The organism is Microcystis sp. M44BS1, from assembly GCF_020244875.1.
GTDB classification, from domain to species: Bacteria; Cyanobacteriota; Cyanobacteriia; order Cyanobacteriales; family Microcystaceae; genus Microcystis; species Microcystis panniformis.
Window position 1 is genome coordinate 41,215 of sequence record NZ_JADBVM010000079.1, and the last position, 13,684, is coordinate 54,898.

Annotated in this window: 13 protein-coding genes; 5 read left to right on the forward strand and 8 right to left on the reverse strand. The window is 40.5% G+C overall.

Annotated elements, in window-relative coordinates:
• Positions 1–210 precede the first annotated feature (210 nt).
• From IM515_RS05005 to IM515_RS05015, 3 genes are read left to right on the forward strand one after another with little or no spacing between them, the layout of a single operon-like run.
• Positions 211–672, forward strand: coding sequence for a cupredoxin domain-containing protein (locus IM515_RS05005; RefSeq protein ID WP_287628011.1), 462 nt, complete (start codon positions 211–213; stop codon positions 670–672).
• On the forward strand, positions 669–1,754 hold the full coding sequence (cax, locus tag IM515_RS05010) for a calcium/proton exchanger (protein ID WP_002765102.1): 1,086 nt from the start codon (positions 669–671) through the stop codon (positions 1,752–1,754). The genes IM515_RS05005 and cax overlap by 4 nt, the downstream gene beginning before the upstream one ends.
• A gap of 43 nt (positions 1,755–1,797) precedes the next feature.
• A complete protein-coding gene (locus IM515_RS05015) occupies positions 1,798–3,417 on the forward strand; it encodes a S8 family serine peptidase (RefSeq protein ID WP_287628012.1) in 1,620 nt (539 codons plus the stop codon).
• Between the two features lie 114 nt (positions 3,418–3,531).
• Here the strand turns inward: IM515_RS05015 and IM515_RS05020 are convergent, their stop codons facing one another.
• The 8 genes from IM515_RS05020 to IM515_RS05055 all read right to left on the reverse strand — a co-directional run bounded on the left by IM515_RS05020 (position 3,532) and on the right by IM515_RS05055 (position 11,808).
• A complete protein-coding gene (locus IM515_RS05020) occupies positions 3,532–4,812 on the reverse strand; it encodes a DNA cytosine methyltransferase (protein WP_287628013.1) in 1,281 nt (426 codons plus the stop codon).
• A 162-nt stretch (positions 4,813–4,974) separates the two neighbouring features.
• The gene (locus tag IM515_RS05025; RefSeq protein ID WP_287628014.1) at positions 4,975–6,216 is read right to left on the reverse strand and encodes a DUF262 domain-containing protein; all 1,242 of its coding nucleotides are present in this window, start codon (positions 6,214–6,216) and stop codon (positions 4,975–4,977) included.
• Positions 6,217–6,304: 88 nt separating this feature from the next.
• Complete coding sequence (gene guaA / locus IM515_RS05030; RefSeq protein ID WP_287628015.1) at positions 6,305–7,930, reverse strand: glutamine-hydrolyzing GMP synthase; 1,626 nt, start codon at positions 7,928–7,930, stop codon at positions 6,305–6,307.
• 140 nt (positions 7,931–8,070) lie between these two features.
• On the reverse strand, positions 8,071–9,198 hold the full coding sequence (gene cbiD, locus IM515_RS05035) for a cobalt-precorrin-5B (C(1))-methyltransferase CbiD (RefSeq protein WP_287628016.1): 1,128 nt from the start codon (positions 9,196–9,198) through the stop codon (positions 8,071–8,073).
• Positions 9,199–9,262: 64 nt separating this feature from the next.
• Positions 9,263–9,490: a HepT-like ribonuclease domain-containing protein gene (locus tag IM515_RS05040; RefSeq protein WP_002765111.1), complete on the reverse strand. Its 228-nt coding sequence runs from the start codon at positions 9,488–9,490 to the stop codon at positions 9,263–9,265.
• Positions 9,487–9,777: a nucleotidyltransferase family protein gene (locus IM515_RS05045; protein WP_287628043.1), complete on the reverse strand. Its 291-nt coding sequence runs from the start codon at positions 9,775–9,777 to the stop codon at positions 9,487–9,489. Before IM515_RS05045 ends, IM515_RS05040 begins: the two co-directional genes overlap by 4 nt.
• Before the next feature lie 48 nt (positions 9,778–9,825).
• Positions 9,826–10,752, reverse strand: coding sequence for a hypothetical protein (locus IM515_RS05050; RefSeq protein WP_287697898.1), 927 nt, complete (start codon positions 10,750–10,752; stop codon positions 9,826–9,828).
• 288 nt (positions 10,753–11,040) lie between these two features.
• Complete coding sequence (locus IM515_RS05055) at positions 11,041–11,808, reverse strand: DUF6816 family protein (RefSeq protein ID WP_287628018.1); 768 nt, start codon at positions 11,806–11,808, stop codon at positions 11,041–11,043.
• Between the two features lie 35 nt (positions 11,809–11,843).
• Here IM515_RS05055 and era point away from each other — a divergent pair, with 35 nt between their 5' ends.
• On the forward strand, positions 11,844–12,800 hold the full coding sequence (gene era / locus IM515_RS05060) for a GTPase Era (protein ID WP_287628019.1): 957 nt from the start codon (positions 11,844–11,846) through the stop codon (positions 12,798–12,800).
• Positions 12,801–13,006: 206 nt separating this feature from the next.
• The gene (locus tag IM515_RS05065; protein WP_002765122.1) at positions 13,007–13,684 is read left to right on the forward strand and encodes a uracil-DNA glycosylase family protein; all 678 of its coding nucleotides are present in this window, start codon (positions 13,007–13,009) and stop codon (positions 13,682–13,684) included.

Sequence of the window (13,684 nt, forward strand, 5' to 3'; positions counted from 1 at the left end):
GAAGGGAAAAGAGTCGGTAAGTAGAGAGGCACAATTATTTGTAGGATGGGTTAGCAGTAGCGTAACATGAGCGGGCGTTGGGTTTCATGCTTCAACCCAACCTACGTTCATTTTATATTTAATTCCACCCACTCACTTAGGAATCACCACTTGTTGTAAAATTATCGTCAAAGCCGCCAGATTTTCTCTATTATTAGCTGCAGGAGCAAAATGAATTCTAATCCCTACTTCGCTGGCCAGGATATCTATCAAAAATTTGTGGCATTAGTAATAGTTTTAATTAGTTGTTGGTTAGTGACTTTTCCCGCCTTCGCCGGGTCTGCCCCTCTAGAAGTTAAAATTAGTCTAGGCTCTGGGCAAGGAGAATTAAAATTCTTTCCTAGTCAATTAAACTTTATTGCCGGACAAAAATACAAATTAATCCTCGATAATCCCAGTCCCACTAAACATTATTTTACCGCTAAAGACTTCGCCGATGCTAGTTGGACGCAGAAAGTTGAAGCGGGAAAAGTGGAGATTAAAGGGGCAATTCACGAACTAGAATTAAAACCTAATGCACAGGCAGAATGGGTAATAGTTCCTCTCAAAACTGGTAAGTATAAATTAATCTGTACTATTCCAGGTCATGCTGAAGCGGGAATGGTGGGAGAAATCACCATTAATAACCCATGAATTTAAGAAAAATTGTCTCCTTTGCTTTCCTATTATTTATTCCCCTATCGGTGGTCGCTAGTCGTCTTAATTGGGGAGATCAAGCTATTTTTATCACTGCCGCTTTATCGATTATTCCCCTGTCAATTTGGTTAAGTACGTCTGTGGAAAGAGTTGCCGTAGTCACTGGGCCAACTTTGGGAGGATTAGTTAATGCTATCTTTGGCAATACTACCACTTTAGTTATTGCCTTAATTGCCCTAAAAAAAGGCTTGGTGGACATCGTACAAGCCAGTATTACCGGTAGTATTCTCAGTGATTTATTATTATTTATGGGCATGGGAATGCTCACGGGAGGAATTCGCTACAAAGAGCAAGAATTTAAACCGATTTTAGCCCGGGTAAATGGTTCTTCTATGACTTTAGCAGTAATAGCGATCGCTTTACCAACTTTGGTAATATATACTTCTAACGTGGTGGAAGTTGCCGATATTCTCAGTCTTTCCCTAGTCACCGCCACGGTTTTATTAATAGTTTACGGGTTAACTTTATTATTTTCCCTGAAAACCCATAGCTATCTCTACGAAGTGGGATTAAGTAACGAAAATACCCCCGACAATCAGGTTAGTGAGGAAGAAAAAGCTCAAGTCTGGATTTGGTTACTTGTGCTGCTTACTTCCACCGTAGCTGTAGCCTATGAGTCAGATTTATTTGTTAATGTAGTGGAATCGGTGATGGAAGGATTTAATCTTACTCCTCTCTTTATCGGGGTAATTTTTATTCCTTTAATTAGCGATGTTTCTGGAATAGTTACCGTCACTCAATTAGCCCTAAAAAATCAGATGGATTTAACGGTTTCCGTGGCGATGGGTGATAGTTTATTGGTGGCTTTATTCGTAGCACCTTTATTAGTTTTTATCGGTCAATTTTGGCAGCAACCGATGGATTTAAATTTTAATCCTTTTAACGTGGTGGCTTTAATTGTAGCGGTGGTTGTCACTAATTTAATCAGCTTTACCGGTCGTTCCAATTGGTTAGATGGAACCCTATTACTAGCCACCTATTTAATCTTGGCAGTGGCTTTTTATTACCATCCCGCCTAGCAAAAAAAGAGATTCCGGTATTTTCTGAGATTTCTGTCTTAGAATGGATTGGTGTCACCTTACCGCCGCAGGATTGCTGATGATGAAAAGAGGGTTTTGGTTTGTCGTCGGGTTAGTAGTAACGATAATTCTGCTTCCTTCCCTAGTTCTTTCTAATTCCATCGGTGAACAGGGAATTTATGCCGAGCGCTTGCGGGCGGAACCCTATAATTTATTAGGGCGAAAAATTGCCATCGGTCAAGTGGAAATCGGACGACCAGCGCAGTTCGGTTATGATAAAGTGGCAGCTTGGCAGCCTCCCTATAAATTAGCCGGTGTTTTTTTTCGCGATCAAATTGCTAAACCCAACACCTATCTAGATAATCACGCCGCTATGGTGGCAACGATGATGGTAAGTGATGATAAAAAAATCCCCGGAGTTGCCCCAAAAGCGAGATTATATTCGGGGGCGGTGGGTTCTTTGCGACGGGGCGGACAACCGGAAGAATGTCTTGCTAGTCAAAATATTGCCCGACAAAATAGCGGTGATGTCCGCGCGATTAACTTTAGTTTTGGGGAATCTTTGCAAAGAGATCAGCGACAGGAACCAAAATTAGATGGTCAAGCTTTATTAACTCAATGTGTTGATTGGTCATCGCGAGTTGATGATGTTCTTTATGTAATTGCTGGTAATCAAGGTAAGGGAGGAATTCCCATTCCCACCGATCATTTTAACGGCATTACTACCGCTTATACAGCCAAAAGAGAAGGAAAATTTACTAAAGTTGATTTTGCTAATATTAGTGCTTTGCCGGTGGGTATTGGTCGCAGTTTAATTAAACGGGAAATTAATGATGGTTCCCGGCGCTCAATTAATTTAGTTGCCCCCGGCAATAAAATAGAGCTTTATGACCTCAAAGGTAAATTAAATACTGTTAGTGGCACCAGTTTCGCCGCCCCTCATATTACGGCATCGGTGGCACTTTTACAAGAATACGGCGATCAACAAATTAATCAAAAAAATCCCCATTGGAGTGTCGATTCTCGTCATCATCAAGTGATGAAGGCAGTAATGCTTAATTCTGCCGATAAAATTAAAGATACGGGCGACGGGTTACGTTTAGGTATGAGACGGACAGTCTTAACTAAAGACCAAAAAACTTGGTTAGACTCCGATGCTTATAAAGACCCAAAAATTCCTTTAGATATGCAGATGGGGACGGGACATCTTAACACTTTTCGCGCCTACCAACAGTTTAGTAATGGTCAATGGTCTGCCGCAGAATCTATTCCTTCTATTGGCTGGGATTACGGTACAGTTACCGCTAATAGTTATCAAGATTATGCCCTGGAGAAGCCCTTAAAAGCTAATAGTTTTGTTTCGATAACTTTGGCTTGGGATCGTTTGGTAGAACTAATCGATACTAATCGCAATAATCTCTATGATATCGATGAAAGTTTCCGGGATCGCGGCCTGAATAATTTAGATGTTTATCTTTTACCTGTCCAAGAGGATAATAATGATAAATACACTTGTTCTTCCCTAAGTGATAGTGATAGTTTAGAGCATATTTTTTGTCCTGTACCTATCTCTGGAAACTATAAAATTCGGGTTCAATATCGTCAACAAGTTAATGAGAAAGAACAAGCTTTTGCTCTCGCTTGGTGGACGGTTCCCGAATAATAAAAATGATAGTAAATTCTGTTCAAAAAGTCTAGGGGGAGTGGGAAGATGGGAGCAGGTTTTTAAAGTTCGATAGGCAGTTAATCCTACTATCAAAAACGGATTTGGTATAATTTAAATACTGACCAGTCTCTGAGAGACACCTCGTTTTCTTTTCGGGATAACATCGTCAGGGATTCCCCAATAGTTTGATGCCTGAGACATATTATATAGCAATAAGTCTTCGGGCATTTTTTCTAAAATAACTCGGTTGAGATTAGCGGTATTAATATTCATTGCTCCCATCACAGAAGAGCCAAGTTCTTTCGATAATAGCGGAATAACTGCATTACCAATCTCACGAAAACCATGCCATATTGTGCGGTGAAACTGAAACCAATCGGGGAATGTATGTAATCTGGCGGCTTCTCGTACAGTAATACAACGAGGAATAGAATAGTGAATGGGTCTAGGAGCAGTATAGGCCCCTTTGTCGCTATTAGTTCCGGCCCGGAGAGTGTTACATAAACCAGTGTGAGAAAGCTTGAAAAAGCGACTTTTTGGTTCCACTGTACCCGGTTCGGTTAAGATAAATCTATCAATTGATCTTTGAGTATGAACTGAGCCTATATGTCCATAGATTTTTGTATCTACTGTTCTTTGATGGCAAAGTTTAAAAATATCCCTTGGCTGCACTGAATATTTTTTCCTCTTGCCACTATAATCTAGTTTTGATGCGGGTATGCCTAAATCAGTATCGATAAAGGCCGGTATTAATTCTAAATCTGAAATCGCATCATAGACGCTGGTAAAAGCTGATTTTTTGGCTGAGTTCAAATCGACGGTCTTGGCTAAGGGATATTTAGCCATCGTCACGTCTTTTCGACTACCAATTAAGATTAATCTTCTGCGCTTTTGTGGTGCGCCGTATTCACTGGCATCGAGGATTTTAATTGGCTGATTAATTGTATAGCCAATAGCTTCAAATTCAGAGATTAACTCCTCTAAAAATTGTTTATGTTTACCGGTAGCCATGCCGGGAACATTTTCAAAGATAAAATACTTGGGTTTAATTTCCCCTACAATCCGCAGATATTCAAATACAAGAGAATTTCTAGGATCATCTATTTGTCGTTTACCAATTAATGAAAAACCTTGGCAGGGGGGACCACCAGCAATTAAACTAACATCGGTGGCATAGCCTTTTAGTTTTAATAATTCCCATATTTCTCTACTTGTTACTTTGGCTATATCCCGGCAAATAGTTTGACAATAGGGAAAGTTAAAATGATGAACCAAGGAATGGACTGCATCAAACTCCACCGCTACAGCAATATCAAATCCCGCCGCTTCTAGACCAAGGGACATCCCACCGCAGCCAGCAAATAAATCGATCGCAATTGGTCTATGTTTCACTTTGATGATTAGCTCTCTATTGTCTGCCTTTTATTATACTGTAAGTAGGGAGGCACAATTATTGGTAGGATGGGTTAGCGGTAGCGTAAACTATGCGGGTGTTGGGTTTCATGCTTCAACCCAACCTACGTTATTGGAGATTTCGGCATAGTAAAAAAACAACTATCTTACCCCCTTAAAAATAATACGATTGTCTTCCATCTGAGGAATATTGAAGTTAATATCTAATACTTTTGATAAAGCTTGACCCCATAAATGAAAACGATCATAGGTTGATTGTTTAGTATTTGTACTAATTAATACAGCATTTTTAAATCGATCAATGGCAGTACGAAATAAACTTTTAAATGCTTCTTCTACCTGTTCTTTGTTTTTCTCGGCAGCTGCTCTAATTAGATCATCGCAAAAGTAAAAAACCATCACATCTAAAATTGCTCGATTGAACTGACTTCGATAAGTTGCCGATTCAGGCAGCCAGAGACGGGAAAAGTTTTTCTCTCCAAAAATATTAATCGTTGTCTGAACAGCTTTTTCAAATTGATCAATAATATTTTTGATTTCTTCTGAGTTTTGATCCCATCGAGCATTAAGCGAGACACAAGCATTATCAAGAAATCCTTTAAGATCACCGCGATAATCAGATAAATAATAATGAAAAGCTACATAACGCAATAATATATCAGTGTCGCGCATCCGGAAATCGGGATAGGAAGATTTAAATATTTTCTTTAATGCTTGACTTTCGATCGCTCGATCATCTAAAAAATTAATAAAACCCCCTGGGTGTAATGCTTGTCTTAATTCTTGAGAAGACAAAGGGGTATTTTCCACATTGAGACGCAGAAAAATTTTATGGAGGAAATTCTCCGTTTTCCAATTACGGATAACAATCGTGCGGATAGTTTGATTATCCAGTTGGTCTGAGATATCATTTAAATTGAAGTCATTTTTTAGATCCTGATATTGGCAGCCATTGAGATTATCTAGAAATTCTAAATCTTTTAAAGTAAAACTATTATTAGGTGTGGCACTGTCACCATAAAACTGTAAAATTGTTAGTAGGCGTTGTTTGCCATCAAGAACGATAAATTTCCCTTTTTCCTTATTATTAGTAGCTAAGACAATCAGTGGGACTGGAAACCCTAGAATTAGGGATTCAATAAATCGACTTTTACGAGTAATATTCCAAGCATCTCGTCTTTGAAAGCGCGGATTGAGTTGAATATTTTCTCGAATTAATTGATCGCGGATCGTTGCGGTAGTCCAATCACTTCCAGCAACAACAGTCTCGGAGATTTCTTTGAGTTGTAGCTTTTTTTGGTTTGCTGATTCTCCTTCAACATCATCTTCTTCTTCCGCAAAATCCACTTCTTCTATTTCTTCCAACATCTCTAACTGTGCCATGGTAGTAATTAATCTCCTCAATTGTCTATTCTGCAAAAATCCCGCCCCAATATTTGGACGGGAATAACGATCAATCAATAATTCAATACTACTCCCATTCTATAGTTCCGGGGGGCTTAGAAGTAATATCATAAACCACGCGGTTAACTCCCTTAACTTCATTGACAATGCGATTAGAAATTGTCTCCAATAAATCATAGGGAACCCGGGACCAATCGGCAGTCATTCCGTCTTCACTGCCGACTAAACGTAGGACAATGGGATAAGCGTAGGTGCGTTGATCTCCCATCACTCCCACACTGCGGACAGGTAATAAAACCGCGAAAGCTTGCCAGAAATCGTGATACATTCCCTGCTTATTAATCTCGTCGCGCACTACCCAATCTGCATCGCGCAAAATATTTAATTTATCTGCGGTGACTTCCCCTAAAATGCGAATCGCTAAACCAGGGCCGGGGAAAGGTTGACGACGAACAATTTCTTCCGGAAGACCGATCGATCGACCTAATTTTCTCACCTCATCCTTAAATAATTTTCGCAGGGGTTCGACTAATTTAAACCGGAGATTTTTCGGCAGTCCACCAACGTTATGATGACTTTTAATTTTAACCGCGACTCTTTCCCCAGTTTTGGGATCCACATTACTATCGGCCGATTCAATCACATCGGGATATAAAGTTCCTTGGGCCAGATAATCAAAGGGTCCCAAACGATTCGATTCTTCTTCAAACACCTGAATAAATTCATGGCCGATACGACGGCGCTTTTCTTCGGGATCGGTGACACCGGCCACTTGCGCTAAAAATCGCTTTCTAGCGTTGACATACTGGACTCCGATATGGAATTGCTCGTTAAATATCTGCATTAATCGTTCTGGTTCACCCTTACGCATGAATCCCTGATCGATAAACATACAGGTTAGTTGATCACCGATCGCTCGATGTAACAGGAATGCTAAGGTAGAGGAGTCCACACCGCCGGATAAAGCCAATAAAACTCGCTTATCGCCCACTTTTGCCCTAATTTCTCGGATCGATTCCTCGACAAAAGCTTCCGTAGTCCAAGTGGGTTCGCATTTGCAGATATGATAGACGAAATTGCGAATTAAGGCGATTCCTCCCACAGAATGGACAACTTCCGGGTGAAACTGCACTCCAAAGAGTTTTTTCTGGTGATCGGCAATGGCCGCACAATCGGTATTATCGGTATGAGCGAGAATTTCAAAACCCGCAGGCAATTCCACGCAGGAATCCCCGTGACTCATCCAAGCGGTGGAACCGTCCTCGACATTGGTTAATAAATCGGTAGGATCGTTGATAAATAGGGATGCTTTGCCGTATTCGGCCCGTTTTGCCCGTTCTACCCTACCTCCTAACTGCTGTACCATCAATTGCATCCCGTAGCAAACTCCGAGGATGGGTACACCTAAATTCCAAATTTCGGGATCACAGTGAGGCGCTCCAGGATCATAGACGGAATTGGGACCGCCCGAAAGAATTATTCCTTTCGGGTTGATTTGGGCTAATTGTTCGGCGCTGGTACGATAGGAGAGAACTTCGGAGTAAACGTTCGTTTCCCGGATTCTGCGGGCGATTAATTCAGAATACTGGGAGCCAAAGTCAAGAATGATGATTATTTGACGATTAAGGCTATTAGTGAAGGACTCTGAGGGCAAAGTCTCTTGGGGGGTGGGAAGGGGGGTTTGAGTTGTCACTACGATCAAGAAAAGAAACTGGCAGGAAAAGGTTAAAGATTTGTAAACTAAATCGGCTATTGTTCTGAAAATAAGCTACAATAGTATCGCCTTATTAGTTTCATTTTTTAAGACTAAATATTCCCACGATCATAGCACGGTCACTGGGGAGTGACTGGTAGATTTTGCAAAAATTTAAGGCCATTTTCGCTTTTGCTGATCAAAGAACGAGAGCGATCGAATAAAATACAACCGACCCCAAGATGACCGTTACTGTGGTTATAAACGTATTCTTGGCAACGGCGATCAATCGTATTAGCCATTTCTCCATAGATGCGTTCCACCCAATTATCTCCCGTTTGCCGGTCTAATTGACGCAGATATTCCAGACCGTTTTCACTGGTGCTACTGTCAAAAATTTGCTGGAGATGGGGGGTAGCTAAACCCATTTTAGCGGCGTAGGCGGTGAGAATTTCCCGACGACCATCGGCGAGATGATGGTGAGTCTGAAAGATTCCCCCGGCAAGTTTAATTAATTTACCGTGATAACCAAACAAAAGAATTTCAGAGATTCCCTGTAATTGTGCCTCTAATAACATCGGCCCGATCCAATTGGCTGTTTTTACCAAAATATCAGGATTAATACCCATTTGAGGGGCTAAATCTAAGCCATTTTCCCCGATACAAAACACCAAGCGATCGAAACGACGGGATAAATTTTTTAATTGCTCGCGAAAGATTTCCAACTGTCCGGGAGCGCTCAGGGGTTGGGAAATGCCAGTAGTACCTAACAAAGATAATCCCTCTACCACCCCAAAAGCGGCGTTAGAAGTCCTTGTGGCCAATTTTTTGCCTTCTGGAAGGATAATCGTTACTTTGATGCTTTCTTGGGGCAGTAACAGGGGTCTGAGGTTTTCTTGCAGCAGACGCTGGGCATAACTATAAATAGCTGATTTTCCGCCATTATCAACCTGTAGGCCGATTCCTTCGCCACCTTGAATCTCTATCTCTTGATTACCCGTTTTTCTTTCTACTAACGCCCATATAGGGGTATTTCTAGTTAAATCTAAATTGTCCCCCGGATCGCTGCGGGTGATAGCTAGGGCAGCATCGGGGTTCAGTCGGGCAACTTGTTCGATGGCAATTGTAACGGTTTCTGGCGGTTCTAAAAGATTAAAAGTAACGGAATTTAGCTCATTTTCGCCGTGGAGATGCTGGAGAGATGCGATCGCACTGGCACAGGCAAAAACCGGCAAAGTGTAACCCGAACGGGGTGGGGAGATAGACATAAATAGGGTCGATAGCCAATCAAATTAGCCGTGATCTGATTATAGAACTAGGGGGCAACCGCTGCTATTTTTCTCGAAACCCTGCAATTTTACGCCAAGTAATTTCAGGATATTTTTTTCTAATCTCAGGAGAGAGTTGTTTAACAGCTTCTCCAATGACTTCAAAACAGCGAATCACAGCATCTTGAATTAATAAAGATTGATAGAATCTGTCTTTTCCCTCCTGTGTATAAGATTCGATTCGTTCAATTCTATCTAAAATATCACCTAAATAAATTAAGTCATCATTCATAAAGGAATCACCTCTTTCATGATTCTTTCCCGAAAACAATCTCGTAAACTGTTAATAGTAGCCACATCAACCTTACAGCCTAAATAATCTTCTAAGTCTTGAATTAAACCAATTCTATCTAATAAATTGCGTCCTTGTTCCATTTCTACTAAAAAGTCAATATCACTGTCATTACCGTCTTCTCCTCTAGCAACTGATCCAAATATTAGAATATTAAATGCTCCATGCTTTCGAGCAATTTTTATAATATTATCTCGTTTTTCTTGAAGAAGTTGATAGCGTTTCATTTTTGAATTGGCGATTTTTTTAAGCAAGATGAGTTTTTCCTACAATAATTATAGCATTTTGCCCGTACATAACCAATATAAGGGTTCAATCAGTCCAAAAGGTTGCCATTCTTTAGGATTTCTAATCACGGACCTTGTTCCCCCTTTACTTTTTGATATAATAATTGAATTTGGTTCACAATATTTACCAAATACTCCGAAGGATGAAGTGGTAAAATATTCAACTTTTTCCTTGTTTTCTTGAGTCCAATTTTCTAGAATTTCATACATTTTAGGAAAGCGTCTTTGTACCAGACCACGAGGATCATCTCGATTAACCCAAAGTTCTGATAAATCACATTTCGTGACAGTAAAAGCGATAGGACAACCTTGCGGGTTACGCTGTGTTAAATCTGTAGTAAATTTTTCTAAAAGGTCAGCATATTTTTCATCTTCTCGATGAGATGTTCCATCTATGACCAATAAGTAACCTTGACAATCTGTTAATAAATGATTATAAATTTTATCTGGTAAAAAGTTTTTAATACTTCTAAAAACATCATCTGGTGTGTTTTGAATATAAAAGTTTATTTGTGCATGAAATTTTTGCCAAAATAATCCCCTTCTTTCAATGTTAATGATAAAATTGTAAAAGATGAATTCATCTGGTTCTGACGGTATTGGTTCTGCGGAAAGTTCTAATCCTTGACTAAGTACATCTCGTCCCATTCTTATCAATACATTATTAGCATCATTTCCAATCGGTGTTACTTCACAAGATAAGACCTTTTTAGATTTTACCTGATGTTTTTGATGATAAGCTAAAGACGCAAGATAAGCACTTAATCCTGCTGCACGAGAACCTATACCGATGATATTAGTCATAACATTTACCTCACAGAAATAATGCGTTAAAAAAGGTTGAACAACTAGACGATTAACCCCACCTACAAACCCATCAAAGACCAATTCAAGAAAAAGAAACTTAGCTGACATTGAGCAGTTAATGGCGGTGGGAGCCTCGCTTTCTTGGCTGAGTAAAAGGCAGTATAAATGAACTTCCCCGTTGACAAAAGGCCATAACATCTGCTGTAGGAGGGATTAAGAGTATTCAAGCAAATCGTCCCCAAGTCCTTCAATAAAGTCCGAAAACTAGGTCCGGGAAAGTTCTCTTAATTCCTTTTATACCTAATCTTAGGTTTTATGGCTAGGATTGTCTCTTGTCTTTTTTCTCCTCCTGTCTCCTCATCTAAGGGAAGATTGTTGATTTTTACAGGAGTTCTATTAATCTTTCAGCAATTCTAGGCGATAACGATACAAAGCTACAGGACGATTCGGCGCTTGGAAATAATCAGGGGATTGGGGGGAAAGATAAATGGCTGTCACCTGATCGCCTAGAATTTTATTAGGAGATAATAACTGATAGGCGGTGGTGGTTTCCACCTCATTAAGATAAGTATTGGTTTCTCCCCGGAAAATTTGTTGACTGATTTCTGTGGCAATAAATTGATTGCCGCTAGGAGTTTCGCTATTTCTGGCAATTACTGTGGAAATTAGTTGATGAGCGCCCCGTAAAAAGGTAATCTGACGATTGGGATTATTAGGGTCAGTTTTTACCGATAATACCGATTGACTACCCAAATAGGCGCGACTAATTGCTAAACCATTAAAGGATCGATCGGCCACAATTGATGGTTTACTGATAAGGGTGGATAAAAAGGCAGCATTTATCGGTCTGGAAATAGCTTTCTCGATGAATCTTACCGGAAACTCGATCGATTTTTCTAGGTAACGACGATTACTTTCAAAACCAGGTGTGATAATCTGGGGAGCAAGAGGAGCGGTTAAATCGATTAGGGTACTGGTGACAGTCCAACTGCCTACCATCCAATCGGGATAAACTAAATCTCCACTGGCAAAACTAACCACTGGTTTAGTCATCCAGCGAGGATAATTAGTTAAGCGATCGCTTAAATTTCCCGCTATAGACAATTCTAAATGGTTACTACAGCCTAAAATCAATACTAACAAGAACAAAATTATCCTTTGCATGGGTAAAAATATTTTTTAAGTAATATTCTTTAATTATGAACGATTTGATCAACTCCCAAGCCTTTAATCTCGATTCGGCAGTAATTCCCATCGCACCCACTGGTTTTAAATCGGGTTTTATTGGTATTATTGGTCGTCCCAATGTGGGTAAATCTACCCTGATGAATCAATTAGTGGGACAAAAAATCGCCATTACTTCCCCCATCGCTCAAACTACCCGCAACCGTTTACGCGGCATTGTCACCAGCGAGCGCTCCCAGATGATTTTTGTCGATACCCCCGGCATTCACAAACCCCATCACGAATTAGGCAAAGTTTTAGTTAAAAATGCCGAAAACGCCATAAATTCTGTAGATTTAGTTTTATTTGTTGTCGATAGTAGTAATTTTTTGGGCGGTGGCGATCGCTATATTGCCGATTTACTGACTAAAAACCAAACTCCCACGATTTTAGGGCTAAATAAAGCCGATCAGCAACCGGAAGACCCGGAGCCTATCGACGATAGTTATCGCACCTTAGCGACGGAAAATAACTGGCCTCTGCTCAAGTTTTCGGCACTGGAGGGGACGGGAATCCCAGAACTGCAAAATCTGTTAACTGATTCCCTCGAAGTCGGTCCCTATTACTATCCCCCCGATTTAGTCACCGATCAGCCGGAAAGGTTTATTATGGGCGAATTAATCCGCGAACAGATTTTACTGCAAACCCGTCAGGAAATTCCCCATTCTGTGGCGGTGGTGATTGAACGCGTCGAGGAAACTCCCGCTTTAACCAAGGTTTTTGCCGCCATTAACGTGGAACGAGCTTCCCAAAAAGGGATCGTCATCGGTCAAAATGGCAGTATGTTAAAAGCGATCGGCTCTTCCGCTCGATCGGCTATTCAAAAGTTAATCGCCGGGGAGGTATATTTAAAATTATTTGTGAAGGTAGAACCGAAATGGCGACAATCTCGCTCACTTTTAGCAGAATTTGGCTATCGCACCGAGGAGTGAATTGGGGTGTGGGGTGTGACCCCCCCAACCCCCCCGACATCGGGGGGGCAGGGGGGTGTGGGGTGTAGGGTGTGGGGAGAAGCTTTTTTCAGTGAACTGAAAACTCACATCTGATAACTGATGACTGAAAACTTACATCTGAAAACTCACATCTGATAACTGATAACTGATAACTGATAACTGATAACTGATAACTGATAACTGAAATGACCGATATTAAAACCCTAATTAAACAGGTACACCAAGAGGCAAAAAAAGAGGATTTTCCCATCGATACCCTGATTTACCAAGAGGCAAAAAAAGACCCCTTTGAACCAGTTTTGTATGCTGGTAATCTTGCTAGTCAGTTATGCTTTTTTGGCCGGGATTTAGGACGAGATGAAGTGTATGCAGGACAACCTTTGATCGGGGCTGCCGGTAGAATGGTAAGAGAGGGATTTTTTCAAGCTTGGCAGGGGAGAAAATCCCATGATCGTCAAGAGCTATTATCGGTATGCGATCGAATTTTCCTAACTAATACAGTTCCCTACAAACCCCCGGGTAATAAAGCTTATTCTGGGGAAGTGAAAGATCGTTTTCGTCCATTTATAGAAAAACTGCTCGTTTTTTATTGGCAAGGTGATCATATCATTCCCCTTGGCACGGAAGCTTTTAAATGGTTTGAACCCTACGGTAAACCCAAAGAAGTGGATAAATTCTATCTTGATAAAGAACGCTTTACCAAAAAACTCCTAGTTACCCTTACCGCTACCGATGAACAGGGATTAAAACAGCAAAAGAAAGTGACTTTATTGCCTCTCCCCCATCCCTCTCCTCTTAATCAAAGATACTATGCCCTTTTTCCTGATTTATTACAAAAAAGATTAACTGAATTTGCCTTTTAA